Origin of the sequence: Micromonospora inyonensis, assembly GCF_900091415.1 — a bacterium.
Taxonomy (GTDB): Bacteria; Actinomycetota; Actinomycetes; order Mycobacteriales; family Micromonosporaceae; genus Micromonospora; species Micromonospora inyonensis.
The window spans coordinates 2,941,779-2,968,079 of sequence record NZ_FMHU01000002.1 but is presented as its reverse complement, the minus strand read 5'-3'; the positions used below and the strand labels follow the sequence as shown (position 1 = coordinate 2,968,079).

The following is a 26,301-nucleotide window of genomic DNA, read 5'->3' as shown; positions in this document are numbered from 1 at the left end:
GCCTCCAGTCGGTTGTGGGTGTCGTTACGAGGTGGCACGGACGACGACGGCGGAGTTGAACCCGCCGTGCCCGCGCCCGAGCACCAGCGCGGTGCGCACCGGCGCGGTTCGGGGGCGCTCCCGGACGAGGTCGATGTCGCAGCCGGGGGCGAGGGTGTCGACGTTGATCGTCGGCGGGATCACGCCGTCCCGGATGGACAGCAGCGCGCCGACTGTGTCGAGGGCACCGGCACCGGCGTAGATCCGGCCGGTCATCGTCTTCGGCGCGGTCACCGGCACGCTGTTCGGGCCGAAGATCGCGCTGATCGCCGCGGCCTCGATCCGGTCCAGCTCCGGCACGCCGTACGCGTCGGCGAAGACCACGTCGACGTCGTGGGGCTCGACGCCCGCGTCGGCCAGTGCCAGCCGGGCCGCCTGCTCCAGCGTCGGCTTGCGGTCCCCGCCCGGACGGGGGTCGAAGGTGGCCGCGTAGCCGGCGATCTCCCCGTAGATCCGCGGCGCGCCGCGCCGGCGGGCGGTCTCGGCGTCCTCGACCACCAGGATCGCGCCGCCCTCACCCGGGACGTAGCCGCCCGCCCGCACGTCGAACGGGAGGAACGCCGCGTCCGGGATGTCGCTGTGGCTCAGGTTGCCGGTGGGCATCTGGGCCACCACACCGGCCGGCGACATCGCCGACTCGGTGCCGCCGACCAGGACGAGCTGGTGGTTCTGCCGCAGCACCCGCCGGCCGTGGCCGATCGCGTCCAGGCCGCCGGCCTGCTCGGACACCACGACGCCGCAGTGCCCGCGCAGCTTGTGCCGGATGGAGAGCTGCCCGGTGGTGGCCGCGTAGAACCAGGCGATCGACATGTACGCGCTGACGTGCTCCGGGCCCTGCGTCCAGAGCTTCTCCAGCTCCCGCTGGCCGACCTCGACGCCACCGGTGGCGTTCGCCGTGATCACGCCGATCTCGTACTCGGGGAGCTGGGTCAGGTCGACCTCGGCGTCGGAGATCGCCATCTCGGCGGCCACGAACGCCAGGTGGCTCATGGCCGAGGTCTCCACCAGCAGTCGGCTCGGCACGTGCTCGGCCGGGTCGAAGGTGGCCAACTCGCCCGCGAGCTTCACCGGGTAGCGCGGGGCGTCGAACCGCTGGATGCGGTTGATGCCGCTCTTGCCGTCCAGGATGGACGACCAGTAGGTCTCGGTGTCCATGCCGTTGGGCGCCATGACGCCCAGGCCGGTCACCACCGCTGTCTTCATGCCGGCACCGCCTCGGGGTCGACGACCAGGATCGCGCTCTGGAAGCCACCGAACCCGCTGCCCACACTGAGCGCGGCGTCGGTGCGGTGCTCACGCGCGATGTTCGGTACGTAGTCCAGGTCGCACTCGGGGTCCCTGGTGGTCAGGTTGGCCGTGGGGGGCACCACGTTGTGCTTGACGGCCAGGGCGCAGGCGGCCACCTCGATCGAGCCGATCGCGCCGAGCGAGTGACCGACCATGGACTTGATGGAGCTCATCGGCACGTCGTAGGCCCGCTGGCCCAGGCTGGCCTTGACCGCCGCGGTCTCGTGCCGGTCGTTCTGCTTGGTGCCCGAGCCGTGCGCGTTGACGTAGTCGATGTCCTCCGGGTTGAGCTTCGCCTGGGCCATGCTCAGCCGGATCGCCTCGGCCATCTCCCGCCCGTCCGGCTTGAGGCCGGTCATGTGGAAGCCGTTGGCCCGGGTCGCGTAGCCGGCGATCTCGCAGTAGATCGGCGCGCCCCGGCGGCGGGCCGACTCGGTGCTCTCCAGGACGAACATCGCCGCGCCCTCACCGAGGATCAGGCCGCGCCGGTTGCCGTCGAACGGTCGGCAGGCCGACTCCGGGCTGTCGTTGAAGGTCGACGTCGCCCGGATCGCGTCGAAACAGGCCACCGTGATCGGCGAGATGGGCGCGTCCGTCGAGCCGGCGATGACGATGTCCGCCGCGCCCTCCCGGATCAGGTTGGCCGCGTAGCCGAGGGCGTCGATGCCGGAGGTGCAGCCGGAGGAGACCACCGACGCGGGGCCCTCGGCACGGGTCGCCCAGGCCACCTCGCGCGCCAGCGAACTGGGCGCGAAGTAGTCGTACATCTCCGGGACGGCGTACTCGTGGTCGACGATCCACTTGCGACCGCCGTCTGAGACGACCGTGTACTCGGTCTCCAGGCCCATCGTGCAGCCGACCGCGTTGCCGACGGTGACCGCCGTGCGGGTCGGGTTGAGGTCGTCCAGGGTCAGCCCGCTGTCCTCCACCGCCTCCCGCGTGGCCAGCACGGCCAGCTGGGCGGCCCGGTCCATCCGGCGGACCTCCTGCGGGGTCAGGCCCATCTTCGCCGGGTCGAAGTCGATCTCGGCGGCGACCTGGCAGCGGAAGTTCGACGGGTCGAAGAAGGTGATGCGTCGGGTGGCGGTCCGGCCGGCGGTCATCATGTCCCAGAACGCCTGGCGGCCCACGCCGCCGGGCGCCATCACGCCGATGCCGGTGACCGCGACGCGCGGTGTGCTCACAGGTGCCCTCCGACCTGGGGCGCCGGCTCGTTCTCCCGGCCGGGCAGGAACTCGGTGTCGATGTGCCCCAGCTCGGGGCGGGGCGCCAGCGGGCAGAGGTGGAAGATCACCTGGGCCGGCTCCTGGCCGCGGTTCTCCACCCGGTGCTTGACGTTGATCGGCACCAGGCACGCCTCACCCGGACCGAGGTCCACGTACTCGGTGTCGATCCGCATGGTGATCTGACCGCTCACCACGTAGATGGACTCCTCGGAATACGGGTGAATGTGCTCGCACACGAATTCGCCCGGCTCCAGCGTGAGCATTCCGCCGAATCCGGTCGTCGACTTCACCGTCTTCGGGCTGAGCATGATACGGACATCACCGCCGCGCCGACTGTTCGGCTGTACGTCGCTCCACGAAACCTTCAAGGCGCTCGTGGTGGTCACGGTTTTCTCCTCTCGGCCTGCGGTGCCGGCCCCGGTGACGGTCATTTGTCCGGCGTCCAGGTGTAGAAGGGCTCGGCCATGGCGTCCTTCGGTTCCGCCCAGGCCGGGTCGTACGGGCTGATGAACTTCGCCAGCTTGTCGTGGATGTCCTGGTAGAGCGGGTGGCTGCGCGCCTTGTAGAGGTCCCGGTCGATGGACTTGTCCGCCTCCACGAGGTGGAAGTAGAGGTCGTGGAAACGGAACAGCGTCCGCCGGTCCACCCCGATCATGTGGGGCAGTTCGGTGGCGTCCGATTCGGCGAAAATGTTGGCGACCGACGCGGCATCCGCCGGGTTCATACGGGCCACAATGAGCGTCCGGTGCACAGTCCTCTCCTTTCGGCTGATGCAGGGTTGATCGCCAGGAGTGCCGATCAGGCTCGGCCAGGCATCCCGGTCTGTACTGCGAAATGATTTCGTCGGCGCCTCGAAGGCGCTTAAAGCCCGGATGGAGCATTCGCGAACCCACCGGGGTGGAGACCGCCGTCAGGCGTCGTTACGGCTGAGCATCTCGTGCACCGCGGCGGCGTCCTGGTCGCCGTAGCCCGCGTCGATCGCCTCGGTGAAGGTGACCGCGGACCGCTCGATGACCGGCATGTCCACGCCCACCTTGGCCGCCTCCGCGAGGGCGAGGCGGAGGTCCTTGTTCATCAGCCGGGTCCGGAAGGCGGCCGGCTCGTACCTGCGCTCGCGCATCAGCGCGGCCCGGAACGACATCACCTTGGAGCTGAAGCCGCTGCGCTCCACCGCCATCAGCAGCATGTCCCGGTCCAGGCCGGAGCGCTCGCCGTAGGCGACCGCCTCGGCCATCGAGGCGACCTGGGCACCGAGCATGGCGTTGAAGACCAGCTTCATGGTGGCGGCCATCCCGGGCGGACCCAGGTAGACCACCTGCGGGCCGAGCAGGGCCAGCACGTCGGCCACCTCGGCCAGGTCGTCCTGGGTGCCGGCGGTCAGCACCCGCAGCTCGCCGTTGCGCGCCTGGTGCGGGTTGCCGACCACGCACGCCTCGATCCGCTTCACCCCCGCCCTCGCCGCCCGCTCGCCCGCCTCCCGGGCGTACGTGGGGGAGACCGTGGAGGTGTCGATGATCGGTGTGCCCGGCTTGGCCGCCGGGCACACCGCGCCGAAGAGGACCTGCTCGACAGCCTCGGAGTCGGCGAGGCTGACCAGGACCACGTCCGCGTCGGCGACCGCCTCGGCCGGCGACTCCGCCTGCCGCGCGCCGGCCGCCACCAGCCCGGCGGCCTTCGCCGCGGTGCGGTTCCAGACGGTCAGCTCGACGCCGCTGTCCAGCAGCCGGTGCGCCATGCCGCCGCCCATGCCGCCCAGTCCGAGGACGGCCACCTTCCGGGCGGCCATCAGATGCCGCCGTCGACGTGCAGGGTCGCCCCGGTCACGTACGCCGCCAGCGGGCTGGCCAGCAGGAGCACGGCGTTCGCCACGTCCTCCGAGGTGCCCAGGCGACGCAGCGCGGCGTTGGACTTGATCCGCTCGTACATCTCCGGCGGCAGGCCGGCGCCCGGCTCGGTCTCGATGATGCCCGGGGAGACCTCGTTGATCCGGATGCCGCGCGGGCCGACCTCCTTGCACACCGACCGCATCCAGCCGTTGATGGCGGCCTTGCTGGCGGTGTAGTGCGCCTTCCCGGCCAGGCCCCGGGTGCTCACCGAGGCGCCGACGTTGACGATCGACGCGCCCGCGCCGAGCAGCGGCAGGGCGGCGTGGGTGACCAGGTGGAACGCGGTCAGGTTGGTGTCCAGCACCCGCCGCCACTCGTCGAGGGCCACCTCGGCGGCCGGCGCGTGGCTGTCCACCCCGGCGCTGTTGACCACGATGTCCAGCCCGCCCAGCTCGGTCTTCGCGACCTCGACGAGGCGCGTCACCTCCGCCGGGTCGCGCAGGTCGGCCTGGACCACCTGGTGCCTGCCGCCGGTCGCCTTCAGCTCCCGCTCGAGGCTCTCGGCCGCCTCACGGTCGTGGCGGTAGCAGGTGACGACCGAGGCGCCGGCCCCGGCCAGGGCGGTGACGATCGCGCGTCCGATGCCGCGGGTGCCACCCGTGACCAGGGCGCGCTTGCCGGCCAGTTGAAGATCCACGATTCCTCCGGGTTTCGGGCGGCGCCGCCGGAGCCGGCGGCGCCGCTTGCTCGATGGTGCTCAGGGGGTCGGTCAGACCAGCGTGACCATGCGGTACAGGCCCTCGACCGCACGCGGGTAGCCGGTCTCGGCGTTGGTCGCGTACGAGTAGAGGAGGTACGCGCCGGGGGGCAGCTCGGTGCGGACGATGGCCTTCTGGCCCGCCGAGAGCGGAGCGAGGCCGACCGGCATGGTGGTCACCGGCGACTCGCTCGGCCACTGGCCGTTCTTGATCGCCGCGAAGTACTCCGCCACGTCCTCCGCCGTCGCGCCCGGCGCGAGCCGGGACAGGACCGCCTCGTTGTTGTGTCGGGTGGTGTTGACGACCAGGTGCTCACCGGTCGCCGCCAGGGTCCGGTTCGGCAGCAGGAACGAGACGTTGTCGTTCCGCTCCCGGTGCAGGACGTAGTCGTCCACGTCCGGGAACCGCGGGGCGCCCAGCCGGGTCACCGTCAGCGGCTTCACCTGCGGCACCGCGGTGGCGCTGGTGTAGTCGAAGTTGACCAGGTGGTACGTTCCCGGCAGCAGGAACTGCGTGAACGACACCCGCGAGTCCGGCGTCACGACCGCGCCGCCGAGGTTCTCGGCGCAGGCCATGATCTCGCGCTCGGCGGCGGCCCGCTCGGCCGGGGTGTAGGCCGAGGTGGCCGCCAACGCGGTGAGGAACCGGTCCACCGACACTCCCGACCGGAGTCGAACCAGCAGCAGGGACCGGCCACCGGGCTCCGGGGTGCTGACCCGGAAGGTGACCGAGCCGCCGCGCAGCTGGCTCGGTGCGGTGAAGCTGTCGGGGTGGATGACGATGTCCACCGGGGTCGTGCCGGAGGTGGACGCCGGTGCGGCCGTGGCCGGTGCGGCCACCGACAGGCCGGCCAGCGCGGCCCCGGCGGCCGTGCCCATCAGCAGGCGACGCCGGGAGATCGCGGCGCGCCCGGTATCGGGTTTCGCTGTCACAGGATCGTTTCTCCTTCGTGGCGGGATCAGATGGATCCCGGTCGTGTTAAGGCGGTCTTGCGCCCGATCACGGCCGAGTCTGCGTCGGTCAACGGCAGGACCGAGGTCTCGGTGAAGCCGGCCTCGCGCATCCAACGCTGGCAGTCCGCCCCGGTGTACTCGCCACCGCCCGGGGTGACCAGCTGCATGTTGAGGCTGAGCAGCAGGTTCGCCGGCTCGCGGCGGTCGTCGTCGATCAGGGCGTCGTACACCATGACCCGGCCGCCGACCGGCAGCGCCTCGTACGCCTTGCGCAGCAGGGCGATCCGCTGCTCGTCGTTCCAGTCGTGAAGCACGTGGCCGAAGACCAGGACGTCGGCGGTGGGGAGGCGGTCGTTGAAGAAGTCACCGGCGTGGAAGGTGACCCGGCCGGTCATGCCCAGCTGGTCCATGTGCTCGTCGAAGAAGGGCTGCACCGGCGGCAGGTCGAAGGTGCCGGCGTTCAGGTGCGGGTGAGCCTTGGCGATCACGGCGGCGATGTTGCCCCGCGCGCCGCCGACGTCCACGAAGGACCGAACCTCGGTCCAGTCGAACCTCTCGGCCAGCGCCGGGCCGACCGCCGAGTTGGCGCCGTCCATGGCGGACATGAAGTTCCGCACCGACTCCGGCCGCGAGTAGAACTTGTTGAAGTCGCGGTCGGTGTGCGCCTGCATGTCACCGGTCTTGAGCAGGTCGGTCAGCTTGCCCCAGACGCCGTACTGCCAGGCGTGCATGCGGAGGAAGCCGCCCTGGTACGACGGGTGCTTCGGGTCGAGCTGGTTGGCGGCGGCCGGGCTGATCGAGTAGCGCCCCTCGGCGTCCCGGGCGAGCACCTTGAGGGCGACCAGCGAGTCCAGGAAGTCCCGGGTGGCGCGGGGGTGCAGGCTCAGCGCCTCCCGGATCTCCGGCTCGGTCTTGCCGCCCTCGGCGAGGACGCCGAACAGGCCCAGCTCGACCGCGCTGAGGAAGGTCTTGGCCGACCAGTAGCCCGCCGCGAGGTCGAGGATCGACAGGTCAGAGTTCTTGGTTCCCATTACGAAGGCTCCTTCGGGATGTGGTGCGGGCCGTGGTGGTCGCCACGATGCTCGGAAAACGCTGGCAGCCGCTCCTCGACGAGGGATCGAAGACGACTGGGACGGTGCCGGTCAGAGGTCGACCCGCACCCGGTACTGGTCGAGCCACATGTTGAGCTGGAAGAGCATCTCCACGTGGGTACGGGCCACCCACGCGCGCGGGCCGGAGATCAGGCTGTCCGGGTCGGCGGCGAACGCCTTCGCGGCGGTCACGTCGACCAGCCCGGCGATGGGGGCGTCGCGATCCTCGGTCAGCGTCAGGAGCTGGTCGCAGAGCGCCTTGGCGTACGCGGCGTCCTGGGTCACCGGGTACGGCGACTTCTTGCGGTCCACGATGGACGGGGGCAGGACGTCCCTCACCGCGGCGCGCAGCAGGCTCTTCTCCCGGCCGTCGAAGCTCTTCTGCGCCCACGGGGCGGAGTAGACGTACTGCACCAGGCGGTGGTCGCAGTACGGCAGCCGCAGCGCCAGCCCGACCGAACCGGCGATCGACTCCGAGTGCGGGATCAGCGTCTCCAGCCAGTTGGTGACGTTGAGGTACCACATCTCGCGCATGCGCTTCTCCTGGCCGGTCTCACCCGGCAGCAGCGGCACCCGGTCCATCGCCTCCCGATACCGGCCGCTGGTGTAGCCGCGCATGTCGAGCCGCTCCAGCAGGCCCGCCTCGATCAGGTCGGTGCCCATGCCGTGCTTGCCGCCGCCCCAGTGGGCCATCGCGATCCACGGGAAGGTCTGCGCCTCGATCAGCGGCGGCATCGACATCCACATGGTGCCGCCGAAGACACCGTCGGCGGCGTCGCCGAGCAGGGCCAGCGGGGTGTGCTCCTGCACCGCGCGGCAGAGCACGTAGAGCGAGGTGTTCATGTTGCCCAGCGGGCTCGGCACGTCCTTGGCCCGCAGCGCGTTCGCCGCGACGATCGGGTCGAGCAGGTCGGCGGTGTCCAGCACGATGTCGGTGTGCTCGGCGCCGATCCCGTCGACCAGTTCCTTCACGTACGGCGCGTCCGAGGAGCCCCAGACCTCGTCCGGGGTGAACTCCTCCACCGAGCCGAACGACACGGTGAAGGTGTGCAGCGGCCCCTCGCCGCGCTCCTTGAGCGCCCGGGCGGCCAGCGCGGTCACCCCGGAGGAGTCCAGGCCGCCGGAGAGCATCATGCCCAGCGGCACGTCCGCGGTGAGCTGCCCGCCGACCGACTGCTCCAGCAGCTCCCGGACGGTGGCCACGGTGGTGTCCAGGTCGTCGGTGTGCGGCTGCGCCTCCAACGCCCAGTACCGCTCCTCCCGGTGCCCCGAGCGGGCGACCCGGACGACGTGCCCGGCACGCACCTGGTACATGCCCTTGAACACGCCGTGGCCGGGGGTTCCGGCGTAGGAGAGGATCTCGCGCAGGCCGTCGACGTCGACCACGGCCTCGGCCTGCGGGTGGTCCAGGATCGCCTTCCGCTCGGAGGCGAAGAGCACGCCGTGCGGGGTGGGGTAGTAGAACATCGGCTTGTTGCCGAGCCGGTCCCGGACCAGCAGCAGCTCCTCGCGGCGGACGTCCCACACCGCGAAGGCGTAGCCACCCTCCAGCTTCTCGGCCAGCCCGGCCCCCCACTGGAGGTACGCGTACGCCACCACCTCGGCGTCGCCCCGGCTGCGGAACCGGTGTCCGTGCGACTCGAGCTCGGCGCGGAGCGCGGGCGCGTTGTACACGTCACCGTCGAGCGAGACCACGGCGAGCACCTGCCCGTCCGCCTCGACGACGTACGGCTGCCGGCCGCCGTCCAGCTCGACCAGCTCGACCAGCGCGAGCCTGCGGTGTCCGATGGCGGCACGCGGCGACGTCCAGATCCCCTCCGCGTCCGGTCCCCGGTTGGCCATCGTGGCGCTCATGGCGCGGACGGTCGAATGCGCGCGGGACAGGTCCCGCTCGTAGTCAACCCAGCCAGCGATACCCGACATGGCTCGTCTCCTCACATTCGCGGTCGTTAGGCGTGCAGCGCGGCCCCGGACCGGGGCGATGCGTCACGCCGCCCGGTCGCCTGCTCGCGGTCGATGCTCAGCGGCGCGTCTCGGGTCTGCCTCGGGGCTCGGTCGAAGGCCACGCACGTCGGTGTCGTCGCCCGCCCCCGACCGGCCGGGACGCAGGCGGCGTCGAGCTTTCCTCCACGTCGGCTCGAGGCGGGGCCGTGAGCATCGCTGGCGGAGTTCGTTGCCGGACGCGACGGAAGATGGCGAGCCGATGAGAGAGACAATTGCCCAGGCGCTGGCGGTGGTCGCCGTCGGCGGCAGCGGAATCGTGGCGGGGGTGTTCTTCGCCGTGGCGGTGAGCGTGCTGCCCACCCTCTACACCATGCCCGCGGGCAGCTACATCACCCTGCACCGCAAGCTCGGCCAGGGATACCACCCGTCGATGCCGTTGATCGTCAACTCGACGATGTTCGCCGACATCGCACTGATCTTCCTGGTCGAGGAGCCGGCGACCCGGTGGCTGTTCGTCCTGGCCTCGGTGCTGGCGCTGGGCGTGCAGGGGGTGTCCCACCTCGGCAACGTCCCGATCAACAAGCGGGTGCTCCGGGTCGACCCGGACGCTGTACCGGACGACTGGGACGACCCCCGACCCCAGTGGCGGCGCCTGCACCAGCTGCGGACGGCGCTGGCCCTGGCGGCCCTGACGGTGACCGCGGCGGGCGTGGTGGTGCTGCCGTGACCGCGACCACCCCCGGCACCACGCCCGACGTGGTGACCCCGCCGCCAGCCGCCACCGCCCCGCCGGCCGGCACCACCGCCACCGACGCCCCGCCACCCGCGCGGCGGCTCGGCGTCGTGCTCACCGTGGTGCTGGTGGCCGCCTTCATGACCGGCTTCGACACCACCGGGGTCAACATCGCGATACCGTCCATCCAGGACAGACTGGGCGCGAGTTACGCCTCGATGCAGTGGGTCCTCGCCGGGTACACCCTGCCGTTCGCCCTCCTGCTGGTCACCGGCGGTCGGATCGGCGACGCGTTCGGCCGTAAGCGCGCGTTCCTGGTCGGTCTGGCCGGTTTCACCATCGCCTCGGCGCTCGCCGGGGTCGCCGGTGACGTCGGCTGGCTCATCGCCGCCCGGGTGGCGCAAGGCATCACCGCCGCGATCATGGGCCCGCAGATCCTCGCGGTCTTCCAGGTTCTGGTGCCGCCCGCCCGCCGGGCCCCGCTGCTCGCCGTCTACGGTCTGGTCATCGGCCTCGCCACGGTCTCCGGCCCGATGCTCGGCGGGGTGCTGATGAGCGCCGACCTGTTCGGCTGGGGCTGGCGAACCATCTTCCTGATCAACCTGCCGATCGGCCTGGCCGCCTTCCTCGGCGCGGTGGCCTGGATGCCCGAGTCCCGCGACGAGCGGGGACGTGGCTTCGACTTCGGCGGTGTCTTCCTGGCCGCCGCCGCGCTGCTGCTCCTGCTGCACCCGCTGATGTACGGCCGGGAACTCGGCTGGCCGTGGTGGTCGTGGGTCTGCCTGGCCGTCTCGGTGCCGGCGTTCGTGCTACTCGTCCGTTTCGAGCGGCGCAAGGAACGGGCCGGTGAGTCGCCGCTGGTTGCGCTGCACCTGTTCGGGCAGCGGGCGTTCACCGCCGGGGTGCTGGCGAACCTCATCGTCTCCGCGCTGATGTGGGGCTTCTTCCTGACCTTCGTGGTTTTCCTGCAGAGCGGTCTCGGCTTCACCGCCGACCGGACCGGGTGGACGGTCGCGCCCTGGGCGATCGGCACCGCGCTCGCCTCGATGGTGGCGATCCCGCTGGCCCGGACCGCCGGCCGGACCGCCCTGGTGGTCGGCGCGGTGCTGATGACCCTCGGCATGGCCGGCCTGAACGCGGTGGTGGTCGCCTCCGGTGACCGGCTCACCTCGCTGCCGATCGTGGTCAGCCTCTCCGTGGTCGGCGTCGGGATGGGACTGGTCAGCACGCCGATGCTCAACGTCACCCTGGCCGGTATCCCGCACGCCGACGCCGGGTCCGCGTCGGGCATCTTCTCCACCTTCAAGCAGACCGGTGGGGTGCTCGGCGTCGCGGTGACCGGTGCGGTCTTCTTCGGCCTTCTCGCCGACCAGGACACCGCGAGCCGGGCCCGCTTCGTCGACGCGATGAGCTGGACCCTCGGCGTGCAGGTGGTGCTCTGCCTCCTGGTCGTGGCGCTGGTCTTCGTCCTGCCCCGCAGGGTCGACGCCGCCGCCCGCTGACGTCGCACCAGCTGAGGATCCTCCGTCGGGGTGCCCGGTACCACCGGGCACCCCGACGTCGTGCGTCCGACCTTCGGGTGACCCGGCCCCTGCTCCTGCTCGACGTCGACGGCGTCCTCAGCCTGTACGGCGCGCCCGACCCGCCGGTCGGCTTCACCGACCACCACTTCTTTCCCGGCGAGGGGCCCGTCCGGGTCAAACCCGCGCACGGCGCGTGGATCTCCGCCGCCCTTACTGGACGACGGCCGGCAGCGTGGACCGACGACCCGCGCACCCCCGGAAGCCCGCGACCGGGCCGCGGGCCGCACCGCTCCCACCCTGCTGATCACCGCCGACCCGGCGGTTGGCCTCACCCGCCGGTCCATCGACCAGGTCATCGCCGGGGCCACCACCCTCTGACGGCGATCGGCCGGGCACCCGGTGGGGTGCCCGGCCGATCGGCGACGGGACGGATCAGTGCGACGGGGCGACGCCCACCTCGCGGCGGTTGGACGCCTTGCGGAACGGCAGGCGGACCAGGGTGACCAGGCCGACGACCAGACCGGCGAACATGATGATGCCCCAGAGCGCGTCGGGCACCTGCCGGTTGCCGAGCATCGGGACGAGCAGCAGCAGCACCACCGCGGCGAGCCCCGGCCACCGCTGGCCGAGCGGAAGCGCCCGGTACCGGTCCCGGCCGCGCGCCGCGAGGGCGGCGAACCAGGCGACCGGGACGAGCAGCAGCAGCACCCAGTAGCCGGGGAGCCGGATCGACTCGCCGATCAGGTCCTTCACCGGCGGGACGCTGAGCAGCAGGCCCACCCACCAGTACTCGATGAGGACGAACACGGTCAGCGCGAGCGAGGTGGCCCACAGGACGCCCCGGGTCCGCTCCCGCCGGAACGCCTGCTCGGTGATGTCGATGGCGTTGAACGGGCTGTACAGCACCGTCCGGCGTCCCAGCAGCAGCATCGGCAGGGCGGCGACCTCCAGCCCGCCGTACCGCGCCACACCGCAGAGCAGCACGCCGAGCGTGGTGTAGACGGCCAGCGCCTGGTGCATCGGGGCCGAGCCGATGCCCATCGGGTAGAGCATCATCGGCAGTTGCAGCAGCGCCGACGGGATCCACGGGCTGACACCCTGGAACCGGTCGATGCGCCCGAAGAACCAGATGACGGCGGTGTAGATCGCCGCGATCACGGCGAACCAGACCACCATCATGACCAGTTCGCCGCCGTCTAAGGCCTTATCGATCCGGTACCAGAGGCTGGCGACCGCGATCAGTCCGTAGAGGATGCGGAACCAACTGGCGACCGTGCCGACGTCGCGGCCGATCACGAAGCGGCGGTCGGCGGGTGTGTCCGAGTGGTCCACCGCCCGGCCGGCGGTGTCCGTGTCATGGCTCATCGCGTGCGTACCTTCCATCGAGGGGGATCGTCCGGTACCCGACCGGTCACGGTCGGTCGGGTGAGTATCTGATCGACGAGCAACGAACGGGGGGCAGACAGCCGGGGGACGACGGGGCCGCGTCAGAGCAACGGGCCGACGGCGATCGCGCTGAGCCCCAGGGCGATGACGACGAGGGTCGTCCGGATCGAGTTCCATCTGCCCCAGCGGACCCGCGGATTGATCTGTTCGAAGTTCTCCGGCAACCGCTCCGGGTCGAGGGTCTTGAGCCACCGGTTGATCGGGACGTTCTTGGTCATCGAGATGACCATCGCGCCGAGCAGCAGGACGGCGGACAGACCGAAGCCGATCCGTGCCACCGGTTGGTCCACCACCACGGTGAGCACCAGGTCGACGAAGAGTGACGTGATCATGCAGATCGGCATGAACGGATCGAAGCGGGTCACCAGGAACTGGTGGATCGGCACGTACTGGTCGGTCGGCAGCCGGAGCAGCAGCGGCACCCCACCGAGCACAGTGATCATCAGCCCGCCGGCCGCCATCCCGGTACCCGTCAGGGTGATCGGGACCAGGAGCTGGGTCCAGGTCATCTCGTTCTCGCTTCCAACCCGAGGGTGGCTCGACCACGGGTGGCCGAGCTGGCTTCCGGACATCCTCGGACCGGGGTCTCAACGCCAACTCTGAGGATCGCTGGAGAACCGGGGAGCAGGGCTTCCTTCCAGATGCCTTCGAACCGTTTTCGAGAGCCGACCGCCACTGTCGGTCCGGACTTGGACGACATCGGCGCGACCCGCTGGACAGCCCTACACGGTCGCCGGCGGTAATAGGGCCCGGAGCGGGAGAGAGTTGACATCCTCTCCCGCCTAAAGGCGGGAGATTCTCACCCTCGCGGGTGGGGTTTCCTGGTTCACGGCGGACCGCACAGAAGGAGGACCTTCGTGTCTGACGTCCGCTCCGCAGGCGTTTATGGTCTCGACCAGCCCGGCCGCGACCGCGATGTTCTGGGCGGCGTTGACGTCCCGGTCGTGCCGGGTGCCGCAGGACGGACACCGCCAGTGACGGATGCCCAGGGAGAGCGTGGCGAGCACATGCCCGCACGTCGAGCAGGTCTTCGACGACGGGTACCAGCGGTCGATGACGGCGAGGTGCCGGCCGGCGCGCTGGGTCTTGTAGGCGAGCATCTCGCGGAACTCGGCCCAGCCGGTGCGGGAGATCGCCTTCGCCAGAGACCGGTTGCGGACCATGTTGGCCACGGCGAGGTCCTCCACGGCGATGGCGTCGAACCGGCGCACCAGAGCAGTGCTGGTCTGGTGCAGGAAGTCCCGGCGGGCGTCCCGCACCCGCGAGTGCGCGCGGGCAACCTTCCGTCTGGCCTTGGCCCGGTTGGCCGAGCCCCGCTGTCGGCGAGCCACCATCCGCTGGTAGCGCTTCAGACGGCGCTCCCGACGCTCCATGTGCCTCGGGTGGGGGATGCGTTCGCCGGTGGACAGCACCGCGAAATCCGTCAGGCCGAGGTCCACGCCGACGACCTGCCCGGTCGGCTCGGGTGCGGTGGAGGTGTCGACGTCGATGTCGACGGCGAGGGCCACATACCAGCGGCCGTCCGGGTCACGGGACACCGTCACCATCGTCGGATCCAGCCCGGCCGGGTCGATGCCGGGCCACGACCACACGAACCGCAGCGCGCCGGGGGTTTTGGCCAGGTACATGTTGCCGTCGCGCAGGCGGAACGCCGACCGGGTGAACGACGCCGACTGCCGGCCGTGCCGGCACTTGAAACGCGGATACCTGGCCCGCTTGGCGAGGAACGCGGTCATCGCCGCATGTTGGTGCCGCAGCGTCTGCTGCAACGGCACCGAACTGACCTCGCCCAGAAACGCCGTCTCGGGCTGCTTCTTCATCCCCGTCAACGCCCGGTCGGTCTCCGCGTAGGAGGTGCCTTCACGGGTAGTGCGCCAGCGGCCGGTACGGGCGGCCAGGGTGCGGTTCCACACCACGCGCACGCGCCCGAACGTGCGGTTCAGTACCGCTGCCTGTTCGGGGGTCGGGTATGCCCGGCACTTGTACGCCGTCCGCATAGGACAAACCTACCCGAGAGGATGATCATGGGTGACAGTGGGGCCGCCATTCCTTCCCGCCCTGAAGGACGGGGCATCCTGGCGGCGATCCGGTGACCGCGATGGCAGCGACTGACGTCGCGATCGTGTGGTGGGCGGTCGGACCGTCGGGGCAGGAGGACCGGGGGGCCACCGGCCGCGCGGCAACCGTCGCGGCGGTGTTCGACCGGCTCGGCCCGACCGTACGGCGGGGTCGGCGGACCTCGCTCGTGCTGACCGGTACGACCAACCCGGCCGGGTACGAGGGCGGGGTCAGGTCGGTCTGCGTACTGCCGGGGGTGGCCGGGTCGACGGTGGTCGTTCCCCGCCTCTGCGCGGCGCTGCACCACGCGGCGACCCTGCTGGGCCGGGCCGAGGCCGACCTCACCCTGGTCGCGGCCGAGTTGGACGACGAGCCGGGACGGTGGCTGGTGGTGGCGCTGCGTCGCCTCGCCGAGTCCTGGTCCCCCGACGAGCCGCCGCTGGCGGTCGTCCGGACCACCGACGACCTGACCGAGGCCGACCGTACCCGCTCCGGCGTGCTCCGCCCCGGCGACCTGCGCCGTATGCTGGCCGACGGCTGCCGCCGCCCGAACCCGGTCGCCGACCACCGGGCCCCCACCCCGGTCGCGGTGCCGGACACCTCCCGGCGGGGACACTCGGTGCTCCTGCTGCCGCCGCCCGCGCCGGTGCCCCCGGCCGGGGACCCGCTGGTGATCCGCTGGTCGGCCGTCGACGAGGCGACCGAGGACCGGCGACGCCGGGCGATGGGGCGGCTCGCCCGCTTCGAGGGCGACCTGTTCGGTGACGACCGGCGGCGGGTCGGGACGCTGGCCCGGCAGGCCCCGCGCCGGGCGACCCCCGAGGGCATCCGCGGCGCGGTCGTGGCGGCCGACGCCGCCGAGGCGGCCGGGGCCCTGGAGCGGCACCGGCCCGCGGTGCCGAAGCAACGCCCGGTCGCGCTGCTCTTCCCCGGCCAGGGCGCGCAGTACCCACGCATGGGTGCCGGCCTCTACGGCCACGACCCGGTCTTCACCACCGCGATGGACACGTTCTTCACGCTCTGGGGCGAGGGCGGGGAGCAGTTGCGCGAGGAGTGGCTCTCCGACGACCCGAGCGTTCCCTTCGACGACGGCTCCCGTGCCCAGCCGCTGCTCTTCGGCGTGGGCTACGCGCTCGGCGCGATGGTCCGCTCCTGGGGGGTCCGCCCGGTCGCCTTGCTCGGCCACAGCGCCGGGGAGATGGTCGCCGCCACCCTGGCCGGGGCGTTCAGCCTGCCCGCCGCCGTCCGGCTGATGCGGGCCCGGGTCACCGAAGTGCTGCGCACCCCGCCCGGCGGCATGCTCGCCGTGGCGGCCACCGCCGACGAACTCCAGCCCTACCTGACGCTGGACCCGACCGGGCAGGTCGCCGTCGCCGCCGTCAACGCCCCCCGGCAGACCATGCTGGCCGGTCCGGACGAGGCGCTGGCCGTGGTCCAGGACAAGCTGCGCGAGCAGGGGTACATCTGCCGGCTGGCCAAGGCGCGACAGGCGTTCCACAGCCCGGCCGTGCTCGACGCGTCGCTGGCCACCCGGCCCGCGGTCGAGGCGGCCCGCCCCGGCCCGCCGGTCGACACGGTCTACTCCGCGTACGTCGGACGGAAGCTGGACGCCGCCACCGCCGACGACCCGATGTTCTGGACCACCCAGATCGCCGACCCGGTGCTCTTCTGGCCGGCGCTCGACGCGCTGCTCGCCACCGGTGACCTGCTGCTCGTGGAGGCCGGTGCCGGTCAGGGGCTGACCAACGTGGCCCGCCAGCACCGCGCGGTGCGGTCGAAGGCCAGTGACGTGGTGGCGCTGCTGCCGGCCTCGCCCGGTGCGCCGGTCGCGGACCGCCGGAGTGTCCTCGGCGCCGCCGCGCGGATCTGGGCCGAGGGCCACGAACTCCGGTGGGAGGCGGTGGACGGCACGACCGCCCGCCCCTGACCGTCCACCCCCGACCGATGCCTGACCACGGAGGTTGCCCGTGTTGTTCGAAAGTTATCTCAACTACGACATCGAGGCCGCGCTCTTCCTCACCCTGCTGTGGGGCACGAGCGCGGTCCTGGTGGCGCGTAGGCCACACCACCGCTCCGACCGGCGGGGCCGCCGCCGGGCCACCGTCATGCTGGTGCTGGTCGCCCTCGGCTGGCTCCTCGTCGCCGGCCGCCTGGTCACCACCGCGCTGATGGGCAGCTACGGCTACCTCTTCGTGGCCGACCGGGTCGCGGTGGCGCTGCCCCTCGTGGTCCTGCCCGCCCTGGCCGTGCTGGTGCTGGCGGTGCCCCGCTGGCGTGCCCACTGGAGGAACCCGTCGGCCGAGACCCGGTTGGCGACCTTCGCCCCGCAGGCCGTCGTGCCGTTCCAGGCGACCGCGCTGGGGGCGTTGACCGGTTTCGTCACCGCGATCATGGTCACCATGGGACCGCCGCAGCTCGTCCCGATCCTCACCGTCTACGTCTCCTTCCTGACCGTCCTGGTCGGGCTCTGGCTCTGGCAGCAGTACCGGTACCGGGTCGCCGCGAACGGGGGCCCGGTCCGCCGTTCCCGCCCGGTCCGGGCGCTGCGCGCGGTCGCCGTCGTCGCGGTGGTCGGCCTGGTCCTGGTCGGCGGCCTGAGCTGGGCCGCCAACGAGACCGTCCTGCCGGGACGGATGAACATGACCGACCACGCGCACGGCGGTGTCTCCGCGGCCGGGGCGCACGGCCACCCGACCGGCCGTACGGTCAGCGTGGCCGACCTGACCGGGCCGCGCAGCGAGACCCCGGACCGTCGGTTCACCCTGGTCGCCGAGGCGACGAAGCTGCGGCTGGCCTCCGGCCGGGAGGTCGACGCGTGGCTGTTCAACGGGCAGAGCCCCGGCCCGGAGCTGCGGGTCAAGCGCGGTGAGCTGATCGAGGTGACGGTGCACAACAAGGTGCCGGACACCAACGTGTCGGTGCACTGGCACGGTGTGGACGTGCCCAACGCCGAGGACGGCGTCGCCGGGGTCACCCAGGACGCGATCAAGCCCGGCGGCACGCACGTCTACCGGTTCCGCCCGGACGAGGTCGGCACCCACTGGTACCACTCCCACCAGCAGTCCTCGGTCCAGGTCAAGAAGGGCCTTTTCGGGCCGCTGATCATCGAGCCGGAGCAGTCGGACCTCGCCCCGGGCACCCAGGACCTCATCGTCTCCACGCACACCTGGTACGAGGACAAGCTGCCCCTGGAGCCGCCCGCGATCGGCACCGTCGACCAGCTCGACCGGCGCCGGATGGCTCCGGGCACCCCGGTCCGGCTCCGGCTGATCAACACCGACGGCGCCACCCACCGCTACTCGCTGACCGGTACGCCGTTCCGGGTGGTCGCGATCGACGGCAACCCGGTCAACCAGCCGACCGACGTCGCCGGCGAGCAGGTCGTCATCGGCGGCGGCGGCCGGTACGACCTGGAGTTCACCATGCCCGCGCAGCCGGTACGCCTCACCGAGCTGCGGCGCTTCGGCTCCGAACTGCGGGTCGTCGACGGCGGTCTGCTGCTCAGCGCCGACGGCACCGGCGACGTGCGGCCGGACAAGCCGACGGAGGCGTTCGACCCGACCACGTACGGCTCGCCGCTGCCCACCCCGTTCGGCCGGGACAGCACGTTCACCAAGACGCATTCGTTGGTCTTCGACAACGAGCTGTGGTTCTACGACGGGAGGTTCACCGTGGTCTGGGCCAGCAACGGCATGGCCTTCCCGAAGGCCCCGTCGCTCACCGTCCGCGAGGGCGACCTGGTGAAGGTGCGCTTCGCCAACCGCAGTCACTTCGACCACCCGATGCACCTGCACGGCCACCACGTGCTGGTGCTCAGCCGCAACGGCAGGCCGGCCACCGGCAGCCCGCTCTGGCTGGACACGGTCAACGTCGAGGTGGGGGAGATCTGGGAGGTGGCCTTCAAGGCCGACAACCCGGGCCTGTGGATGGACCACTGCCACAACCTCGACCACGCTGCGGCGGGCATGATGTCGCACGTCGTCTACGAGGGCGTGACCACCCCGTACGAGGTCGGCCACGACACCCCCAACGAACTGGAGTAGCGAACCGCCGCGTTGACGACGGCCCCCGGCTACCCCGCCGGGGGTCGCAACGGTGGCGTCGACGCCGGGGCCGGCCGAAGTAGGCTCCCGCCCGGGGAAGTGGATGCGGCGGCTGCGGCCGGAGGGCCCGCAGGGTGAGCCGCCACGCAGAGGCGGGGGCGAGAGTTGAAGGACGTACTGGACGAACTGGCGGCCGTGCACCGCCAGCTGCGGAAGCGCAGCCTGCCAGCCGGCGAGCCGCACGCGGTGGTGCTCCGACGCCGATACGCTGCGGAGATCGACGACGTCTGGGACGCCGTCACCAGCGCCGAGCGGCTGAGCCGCTGGTTCCTGCCGGTCAGCGGCGACCTGCGCCTGACTCCCGGCCCGGCCGGCGACACCGAGTTCGAGCTGGTCCACACGGCCATCGTCGACGAGGTCTTCTTCTCGACGTACGGCCCGGGTGCCACCGGGGTCGGCTGGGACCTGGGCCTGCTCGGCCTGGCCCTGCACCTGGCCGGCGACGGGATCGGGAACCCGGGTGGATTCGAGTCGTCGCCCGAGGCACGTGAGTTCAGCCGGCGCAGCGCCGTGTCCTGGGGCGAGGCGCATCTCGCCGCAGGCGGCGACCCGGCGCAGGTCGGCGCAGCGGTGGAGGCCACGACGACGTTCTACGTGTCGGACCCGACCTGATACCGCCGCGCCCGTCACCACCGAGCCCGGTGCGGTCGCCCTGGGCCGCCCCGGCCGGCGGAGGGTCCACGTGACTGACGACGACCTGCGCGACCCACGTCCACTTCGCGGCCGGTATCGCCCTCTGCATGCTCCCCGCCTGTCGAGGGGCCCCGGTGTGAGGATGCCCGTGGCTCTGGTGGTCATCTCGCCGTCGAGACAAGCTGACCACGACAGAGCCACGGGCTCGGTCGAGGACACGACCCGGCTCGCGGGTACTGTCCGCCGCTACCGTCGCTGCGCCTGCGCTGACCTGTCCGAACCCGAGCGTTCGGCCATCACCGCGTAGCCCTGGTGGGCCCGGATCCCCGCCTTCGTTCCCACCAGCGTCACCAACGCCGGTTCACCATCCCATGACCTCACGGTCCCCGCGCAGGAACTTGCCGCTGGGACCGTCGTCGGGCAGGGTCGCGGCCCACACGATGCCCTCGGCAGCCTCGGCGGGCAACCGCTGGGCGGTCGGCTGCATGCGCGTGCGCACCCGGCCGGGGTTGACCGCGTTCACGAGCACCCCGGCGTCCTTCGTGGATTCGGCCAACAGCACGGTGAGCGCGTTGAGCGTCACCTTGGACAGCGAGTAGGCGGGCGCGGCACCGAATATCCCGTGAGTGAAGGAGGCGGTGCCGCTGGAGATGTTCACGATCCGGCCCCACCGCCGCTCGAGCATCCCGGGCAGGAACGCCTGCGACACCCGCCAGGCGCCGAGGGTGTTCACCGCCAGCGTCTGCTCCACCAGCTCCAACGGCACGGTCGCCGCGTCGTGCCCGGCGTCCACGAGGACTCCGGCACTGTTGACCAGGATGTCCACGGCGCCGACGGCGTCGCGCGCGGCGTCCACCGACGCCGGGTCGGTGACGTCGAGTCCGACCCAGTCGGTCGTCGCTCCCGTCCGCTCGGCGAGCTCCTTGGCGATGGCCGCCGCGGCATCGGTGTCCCGACCCGCCACCACGACCCGGTGGCCCAACTCGCTCAGCCGCGCCGCGACCGCGGCGCCCAGCCCGCCGGTGGCTCCGGTGACCAGTGCGGTGCGCTGCTCGGTCATGCCGTCCCCCGCACCTTGGCCAGCAGGTCCACCTGCTCCGGGTCGGGGTTGCACGGGATGAAAATCAGTTCGTCGCAACCCGCCGCCGCGTAGCGCGCGATGGTGTCGGCGACCTCGGACTCGGTCTTCAGCGCGCCCGTCGCGATCTTTCCGGCGAACTGCGGCCCGAGGTAGGCGTAGTAGTCCTGCAGGAACCGGTCGACGTGCGCCTCGGCGTCGTCGCCGAGCGCGTAGTAGTGGATGACCAGCTTGCGCGGCTCGGTGGTCACGCCCTGCTCGGCCCAGGTCTCCCGGGCGAACTCCAGCAGGCGCTCCAAGCCGGCCGGCGAGGAGCCGCTCGCGACCCATCCCCAGCCCCAGCGGCCCGCGCGGCGCACCCCGTACTTGGAGTGGCCGCCGAAGGCCAGCCGCGGACCGCTCACCGGCGTCGGTCCGATCGGGTGGTCGAGCCCCTCGTGTTCGCCCGCCCAGATCGCGCGCATCCGCTTCACCATGGCGTCCAGCGCGCGACCGCGGCGGTCGTACGCGGTGCCGTTGGCCTCGAAGTCGTCGGCGCGGCCGCCCGCGGACATGCCCAGCACCAGCCGCCCGCCGGAAAGCTTGTCGATGGAGGCGGCCTGCTTGGCCAACACCGCCACGTCGGCCCGGTACGGGGCGATCATGATGGTGGTCGCGAGCCTGATCCGCTCGGTGACCCCGGCCGCGGCGGCGAGCGCGACCAGTGGGTCGTAGTTGCCGTACACGAGCCGGTCCAACGCACCGAGGGTGGAGAAGCCGAGCTCGTCGGCCCTTCTGGCCCACTCCACGAGCTGGTCCCCGGTCGCCTCCGGAACCATCGACGGAAGTCCAACACCTACGTCCATATCCGCTCAGGTCCCTTTCTGTGGCTCGCGTACTCGTCCGGCAGATGCAACACCGGGCGACTACAGCGCGGCTCGAAGATGCGTGAATGGACGCGGGTTCGAGCGGCCCACCACCGCGCCTGCCTAGCGTCCCCGGACATGCGAGTGCTCATCACAAGCTGGGCGTGGCCCACGCACTACTACCCGCTGGTCCCGCTCGCCTGGGCCCTGCGTTCCGCCGGGCACGAGGTGCGGGTGGCGAGCCAGCCGGGACTCGCCGGTGTGGTCACCGGCTCCGGAATGCCGTTCGTCCCGGTCGGCCGCGACCTGGACATGGAGGAGGCATTCCGCAGCTTCATCAACCCGCCCGCCGGCCCTGGCGCCACGGTCAGGCCCGCCCCGGGCAGCGCCCGCAAGACCCCGCGCGCGATCGGGATGTTCGCCGAGCTGGCCGACGTGATGGCCGAGGACACCATCGCGCTGGCCCGCGACTGGCGGCCGGACCTGGTGGTCACGGATCCCACCGCGTTCGTCGGCGCGCTGGCGGCCAAGGCCGTGGACGCGCCGCTGGTGCGCTTCCCCTGGGGCGCGGACATCATGTCCGAGGTGGCTGCCATGGCAGGCCTGTCCGACGTGGAGACCGAGGTGCTGGCGCCCATCGCCGAGCGCTTCGGCCTACGCGACATCCGGCCCCGGGAGGGCCTGACGCTGGACCACTGCCCGACGGGCATGCAGGTCGCCAATCCGGCACCGCACCGTCAGGGCATCCGTTACCTGCCCTACAACGCCTACGGCGTTCTGCCGCCCGCCCTTGCCGCGCCCACGCGCCCGAGGGTCTGCGTCAGTTGGGGCACCACGATCGGTCGCCTCGACCCGACCCGCTCCCTGATGGGCCAGGTCATCACCAAGATCGCCGCCAGCGGCGTCGAAGTCCTCGCCGTGGTGGCCGCCCACCAGCGTCACGACCTGCTGGCGTCGGTGCCCGAGGGCGTGATCGTCGCCGAGTCGGCGCCCCTCCAGCACGTGCTGCCCGGCTGCTCCGCGGTGATCTCCCACGGCGGCGTGGGCACCATCCTCAACGGCCTGCTGCACGGTCTGCCGCAGCTGGCGGTGGCCCCGCTGCTCCCGGACCACCGCTTCAACTCCCGCCAGCTGGCCGCCTCCGGCGCGGGTCGGGTGCTGACCGCCGAAGAGGTCGCCGACGGCACCGTCGTCGCGGCGCTGCGGGACGTGTTGGACACGCCCGGGTACCGCACCGCCGCCGAGAAGCTGCGCGGCCAGATCGAGGAGAAGCCGCTCCCCGCCGAGGTCGTTGCGATCCTGGAGCAGTACGCTTCGTGACTCTCCGGCTCCGGGTGGCGAAGGTCGGTTCCGACCAGCCGGGCCACGCGGCTGCCACGCCTGCCGGCGGGAACCGGCCCGGCACGGCCCCGGCAAACCCAACGGACCAGCCCCGGGCACCGGCCGGTTCGGGGTAGGGGCCGGGCCCGCTGCCCGCCGGCCCCTGGACCCGCCGCCGTGCCGACCCCGGCCCATCGCAGAGGTGGCGAGGGGCAAGGACGCCTCGCACCTCGCCACCCGGCTGCCACCGGTCAGGCGCTCCTGCCCGGGTGGCGCTCGACCTCCGACCACACCGCGGACATGCGGGCGAGGCAGCGGTCGAACACCTGGGCGTGCTCCCGGTAGGCGGCGCGGTCGGGCCCCGGGCGCACGCAGAGGTCGTCCTCGTCGTTGACGGTCCACGGCGGCACGTCGTGGCCGAGGGCGCCGGGCAGCAGCGAGGCGACGCCCCGGGCACCGAGTTCGCTGGTGAGCTGCCGCCGGACCGGGCGGCCGAGCACGTCGGCGAAGATCTGCGCCCACACCGTCGACCGCGCGCCCCCGCCGGCCAGCCGCCAGGGCCGGTCACCGACGTCCGCGCCGCTGGCCAGAACCCGGTCGATCTGCACCCGGTGGTACTGCGCGACGCCTTCGATGACCGCGCGGGTCAGGTGGCCCCGGCGGTGGTTGCTGGAGATGCCGAGGAACGTGCCGGACGCCGACGGATGCTCCGGTGAGCCGATGACGAAGGGCAGGAACAACAGACCGTCGGCGCCGGGCGGCACGGTGGCGGCCTCCTGGAGCAGTTCCGCCGCGGCGACGCCGCCGGTCTGCTGGTGGGGCACCCCGGCACCGGCGAGCCATTCGAGGTTGGCGGCCGACGTGGGGGCCACCTCCATGGCCAGCATGGTGGCCGGATCGGGCATGAACGCGCTGAGCGTGACCTCCGGGGCGGGAGTGCGTGCGGGCACCACCACCCCGTTGATCGCCCACGTGCCGACGATGATCGTGCCGTCCCCGGGTGCCCGTCCCCCGGCGCCGAGGGTGGCGGCCACGCAGTCCATGCACCCGGCGATGACCGGCAGGCCCTCGGGCAGCCCCGTGCGGGCCGCGGTCGCCGCGCTCAGTCCGGCGACCACCTCGTCGGACCGGAGCAGCGGCGGGAACCGGTCCAGGTCGGCGGCGGGCAGGCCGACCAGTTCGAGTGCCGTCGGCGTGTACGCGCGAGTGTCGAGCCCGACCATGCCGAACGCGCTGGCATCGCTGTAGTCCGCGCTGGCCACGCCGGTGAGCTGCGCGGTGACCCAGTCCTTGCAGGACAGCACCCACCGGGTGGCGGCGTAGGCCGCCGGTTCGGCGTCCCGCAGCCAGCGCAGCAGGACGGCGGGCTGGGCGGCCCACGGGATCGAGCCGGTCTCCCGGGCCAGCCGGCGGGCCCCCTCCGGCGGGATCGCCTGGACGATGTGCTGCGCCCGGCTGTCCGACGAGGCGATGGCCGGCCCGATCGGCCGCAGGGACCCGTCGACCGGGTAGATGCCGTTGCCGTGTGCGGCCACGCCGATGCCCGCCGGGGCGTACCCGTCGGCGGCCAGCTTGCCGCCGATCTCCGCCAGCAGCGACAGCACCGTGTCCGCGAGGACGGTCATGTCGACGTCGTGGCGGTGGGCGGTGACGCTGGTGCGGGGCGTGCGCGCGTGCACGACGGCCAGCTCGTTGCCGACGACGTCGAAGGCGGCCACCTTGGTGGCGGTGAGGCCGACGTCCACCCCGAGGTAGCAGGTGTGCGGGATCGTCACGACGTCCTCCTCTCGCTCGTTCCGGTCGCCGGGACGAGGTCCAGCCCGCGCGGCCGGAATCGCCGCAGCTCCGCCCGGTAGGCGGCCACCTCGGCGTCGGCCCGCCCGGTGTCCCAGCCGAGATGCCGTACGGCGACGTCCGCGCAGGTCACGGCCGTTGCCACCGCCATGTCCGGGCCGAGACCGACCAGCGTACGGCGCAGCAGCACGTCGGCCAAGGTCACGGCCCGTTCCTCGCGGAAGGCCATGACCACCTCGGCGGCGACCGCCCCGGTGCGCTCGTCGACGACCTCGGCCAGTGCCGGGTCGGCCACGACGAGTTCGAGTACCCGGCGCGCCCTTACTCCGTAGATGTCCAGCAGTCGGGCGGACTGCGCCGGAGTGAACGGAGTGGCCGAACGCGCGAAGTCCGCGCGGAAGGCGTACCAGTCCGGCGTGTCGGCCCCGGGCAGCGGCCGGGTACGGGTGGTGCACCGTCGTCGCGGCCGGCCAAGCACCTTCAGCGCCTCGTCGGTGGCGTCCTCGGCGAGGGCGCGGTGGGTGGTCAGCTTGCCGCCGATGATGGTGAGCAGCCCCTCGTACGCGGGCGCGTGGTTGAGCACGGTGTGCCCACGACTGATCTTGGCGTTGTCCGCCACCCCGGCCGTGTAGGGCAGCGGGCGGATGCCGGCCACGCTGTACAGCACGTCGGCCGGCCTGGGGGAACAACCGGTTGGCCTCGGTGAGCAGGTAGTCGATCTCGGCGTCGCTGGCGACGACCTCGTCCAGGTCCCCCTCGTACGTGAGGTCGGTGCTGCCGAGGACGTAGCGGCCCTCCCACGGGAAGATGAAGATCGGTCGCTGGTCCGCGGCGGCCTCGAAGAAGACGCAGGTGTCCGGGGCACCCGGGAACGGGTCGATGACGATGTGGCTGCCCTTGGTGCCGCCGTTGAGCCGCCGGCTCGTCACCTGGCTGTCGAGGATCCGGTCGATCCACGGTCCGGCGGCGTTGACGGTGACCCGGCCCCGGATCTCCCCCGTCCGCCCCGACTGGTTGTCCCGGGTCCGGACGCCGTGGACCCGCCCGTCCGTGACGAGAAGACCGGTCACCGTGGTGTAGGTCAGCACTCGCGCGCCCAGCCGTTCGGCGTCGATCAGCAACTCGACGCAGAGGCGCTCGGCCCACGGCACCTGGGCGTCGTTGAAGAGCACCCCGCCGCGCAGCCCCTTGCGGGAGAGGTGGGGCCAGCGTCGGGCGATGGCCTGCGCGGAGAGGCCCCGGCTGCGTCCGCGCCCCCGGCCGGCGGCCAGCACGTCGAACGCGGCCAGGCCGAGCCGGACCAGGGCCCGGGGCCGGCTGTCTCCGGCGTAGAACGGAATGAGCATGGGGTAGTCGTGGACCAGGTGCGGCGCGGTGCGGAACAGCAGGTGGCGTTCCCGGATCGATTCGTGCACCAGGGTGAAGTCGTAGCGCTCGAGGTACTTCAGGCCGCCGTGGATGAGCCGGCTGGAGGTGGCGGTGGTGCCGGCGCCGACGTCCCCCCGGTCGACCACGACGACGCTCAGGCCCCGGTCGGCGGCGTCTCGGGCGATGGCGAGGCCGTTGATGCCGGCACCGATGATCACGAGGTCGACGATGTCCTCGGCGCCGGTCTGTGGTTGTGACATGAGGAGCTCCCGGAGA

Annotated in this window: 22 protein-coding genes and 1 pseudogene; 6 read left to right on the top strand and 17 right to left on the bottom strand. The window is 72.0% G+C overall.

The window, feature by feature from the left end; genetic code table 11:
- Nucleotides 1-24: 24 nt before the first annotated feature.
- The 9 genes from GA0074694_RS27600 to asnB form a co-directional block, all read right to left on the bottom strand.
- Nucleotides 25-1,242 carry a ketosynthase chain-length factor gene (locus GA0074694_RS27600; RefSeq protein ID WP_091462877.1) on the bottom strand — a complete coding sequence of 406 codons (1,218 nt, stop codon included), beginning with the start codon at nt 1,240-1,242 and terminating at the stop codon, nt 25-27.
- Nucleotides 1,239-2,510, bottom strand: a complete 1,272-nt coding sequence (locus tag GA0074694_RS27595; RefSeq protein ID WP_091462876.1) for a beta-ketoacyl-[acyl-carrier-protein] synthase family protein — start codon at nt 2,508-2,510, stop codon at nt 1,239-1,241. The genes GA0074694_RS27600 and GA0074694_RS27595 overlap by 4 nt, the downstream gene beginning before the upstream one ends.
- A complete protein-coding gene (locus GA0074694_RS27590; RefSeq protein ID WP_245714940.1) occupies nt 2,507-2,938 on the bottom strand; it encodes a cupin domain-containing protein in 432 nt (143 codons plus the stop codon). Before GA0074694_RS27590 ends, GA0074694_RS27595 begins: the two co-directional genes overlap by 4 nt.
- A 41-nt stretch (nt 2,939-2,979) precedes the next feature.
- Nucleotides 2,980-3,303: a TcmI family type II polyketide cyclase gene (locus GA0074694_RS27585; protein WP_091462874.1), complete on the bottom strand. Its 324-nt coding sequence runs from the start codon at nt 3,301-3,303 to the stop codon at nt 2,980-2,982.
- 159 nt (nt 3,304-3,462) lie between these two features.
- Complete coding sequence (locus GA0074694_RS27580) at nt 3,463-4,338, bottom strand: NAD(P)-dependent oxidoreductase (RefSeq protein WP_091462873.1); 876 nt, start codon at nt 4,336-4,338, stop codon at nt 3,463-3,465.
- Nucleotides 4,338-5,075, bottom strand: a complete 738-nt coding sequence (locus GA0074694_RS27575) for an SDR family NAD(P)-dependent oxidoreductase (protein WP_091462872.1) — start codon at nt 5,073-5,075, stop codon at nt 4,338-4,340. Before GA0074694_RS27575 ends, GA0074694_RS27580 begins: the two co-directional genes overlap by 1 nt.
- 72 nt (nt 5,076-5,147) lie before the next feature.
- Nucleotides 5,148-6,068, bottom strand: a complete 921-nt coding sequence (locus GA0074694_RS27570; protein WP_091462871.1) for a hypothetical protein — start codon at nt 6,066-6,068, stop codon at nt 5,148-5,150.
- A 26-nt stretch (nt 6,069-6,094) separates the two neighbouring features.
- The gene (locus GA0074694_RS27565; RefSeq protein ID WP_091462870.1) at nt 6,095-7,120 is read right to left on the bottom strand and encodes a methyltransferase; all 1,026 of its coding nucleotides are present in this window, start codon (nt 7,118-7,120) and stop codon (nt 6,095-6,097) included.
- Between the two features lie 111 nt (nt 7,121-7,231).
- Entirely contained in the window at nt 7,232-9,103 is a 1,872-nt protein-coding gene (asnB, locus tag GA0074694_RS27560) for an asparagine synthase (glutamine-hydrolyzing) (RefSeq protein WP_091462869.1), read from the bottom strand.
- A gap of 280 nt (nt 9,104-9,383) precedes the next feature.
- On the opposite strand from asnB, the gene GA0074694_RS27555 reads away from it, so the two are divergent.
- Complete coding sequence (locus GA0074694_RS27555; RefSeq protein WP_091462868.1) at nt 9,384-9,851, top strand: anthrone oxygenase family protein; 468 nt, start codon at nt 9,384-9,386, stop codon at nt 9,849-9,851.
- On the top strand, nt 9,848-11,359 hold the full coding sequence (locus GA0074694_RS27550; RefSeq protein ID WP_091462867.1) for an MFS transporter: 1,512 nt from the start codon (nt 9,848-9,850) through the stop codon (nt 11,357-11,359). Before GA0074694_RS27555 ends, GA0074694_RS27550 begins: the two co-directional genes overlap by 4 nt.
- Nucleotides 11,360-11,812: 453 nt before the next feature.
- On the opposite strand, the gene GA0074694_RS27540 is transcribed toward GA0074694_RS27550, so the two are convergent.
- The 3 genes from GA0074694_RS27540 to GA0074694_RS27530 form a co-directional block, all read right to left on the bottom strand.
- Nucleotides 11,813-12,745, bottom strand: coding sequence for a DUF6410 domain-containing protein (locus GA0074694_RS27540; RefSeq protein ID WP_091462866.1), 933 nt, complete (start codon nt 12,743-12,745; stop codon nt 11,813-11,815).
- A 122-nt stretch (nt 12,746-12,867) separates the two neighbouring features.
- Nucleotides 12,868-13,335, bottom strand: coding sequence for an anthrone oxygenase family protein (locus tag GA0074694_RS27535; protein ID WP_091462865.1), 468 nt, complete (start codon nt 13,333-13,335; stop codon nt 12,868-12,870).
- Between the two features lie 273 nt (nt 13,336-13,608).
- Complete coding sequence (locus GA0074694_RS27530) at nt 13,609-14,823, bottom strand: RNA-guided endonuclease InsQ/TnpB family protein (protein WP_091462864.1); 1,215 nt, start codon at nt 14,821-14,823, stop codon at nt 13,609-13,611.
- 101 nt (nt 14,824-14,924) lie between these two features.
- Between GA0074694_RS27530 and GA0074694_RS32450 the strand changes: the two genes are divergently transcribed.
- The 3 genes from GA0074694_RS32450 (at nt 14,925) to GA0074694_RS27515 (ending at nt 19,599) form a co-directional block, all read left to right on the top strand.
- Nucleotides 14,925-16,811 carry an acyltransferase domain-containing protein gene (locus tag GA0074694_RS32450; protein ID WP_218105825.1) on the top strand — a complete coding sequence of 629 codons (1,887 nt, stop codon included), beginning with the start codon at nt 14,925-14,927 and terminating at the stop codon, nt 16,809-16,811.
- Nucleotides 16,812-16,851: 40 nt separating this feature from the next.
- Nucleotides 16,852-18,927, top strand: a complete 2,076-nt coding sequence (locus GA0074694_RS27520; RefSeq protein ID WP_091462863.1) for a multicopper oxidase family protein — start codon at nt 16,852-16,854, stop codon at nt 18,925-18,927.
- Nucleotides 18,928-19,092: 165 nt separating this feature from the next.
- Nucleotides 19,093-19,599, top strand: coding sequence for an SRPBCC family protein (locus tag GA0074694_RS27515; RefSeq protein WP_218105824.1), 507 nt, complete (start codon nt 19,093-19,095; stop codon nt 19,597-19,599).
- 382 nt (nt 19,600-19,981) lie between these two features.
- On the opposite strand, the gene GA0074694_RS27510 is transcribed toward GA0074694_RS27515, so the two are convergent.
- On the bottom strand, nt 19,982-20,680 hold the full coding sequence (locus GA0074694_RS27510) for an SDR family NAD(P)-dependent oxidoreductase (RefSeq protein WP_091462862.1): 699 nt from the start codon (nt 20,678-20,680) through the stop codon (nt 19,982-19,984).
- Nucleotides 20,677-21,516: an LLM class flavin-dependent oxidoreductase gene (locus GA0074694_RS27505; RefSeq protein WP_245714938.1), complete on the bottom strand. Its 840-nt coding sequence runs from the start codon at nt 21,514-21,516 to the stop codon at nt 20,677-20,679. The genes GA0074694_RS27510 and GA0074694_RS27505 overlap by 4 nt, the downstream gene beginning before the upstream one ends.
- A gap of 165 nt (nt 21,517-21,681) precedes the next feature.
- Here GA0074694_RS27505 and GA0074694_RS27500 point away from each other — a divergent pair, with 165 nt between their 5' ends.
- The gene (locus GA0074694_RS27500) at nt 21,682-22,863 is read left to right on the top strand and encodes a nucleotide disphospho-sugar-binding domain-containing protein (RefSeq protein ID WP_176738139.1); all 1,182 of its coding nucleotides are present in this window, start codon (nt 21,682-21,684) and stop codon (nt 22,861-22,863) included.
- Between the two features lie 251 nt (nt 22,864-23,114).
- Here the strand turns inward: GA0074694_RS27500 and GA0074694_RS33410 are convergent, their stop codons facing one another.
- The 3 genes and pseudogenes from GA0074694_RS33410 to GA0074694_RS34395 form a co-directional block, all read right to left on the bottom strand.
- A complete protein-coding gene (locus GA0074694_RS33410; protein ID WP_091462859.1) occupies nt 23,115-24,638 on the bottom strand; it encodes an FGGY-family carbohydrate kinase in 1,524 nt (507 codons plus the stop codon).
- Entirely contained in the window at nt 24,635-25,324 is a 690-nt protein-coding gene (locus GA0074694_RS33405; protein WP_245714937.1) for a glycerol-3-phosphate dehydrogenase C-terminal domain-containing protein, read from the bottom strand. The genes GA0074694_RS33410 and GA0074694_RS33405 overlap by 4 nt, the downstream gene beginning before the upstream one ends.
- 61 nt (nt 25,325-25,385) lie before the next feature.
- Nucleotides 25,386-26,285: pseudogene (locus tag GA0074694_RS34395) on the bottom strand (glycerol-3-phosphate dehydrogenase/oxidase); the annotation flags it as partial.
- Nucleotides 26,286-26,301: the final 16 nt, after the last annotated feature.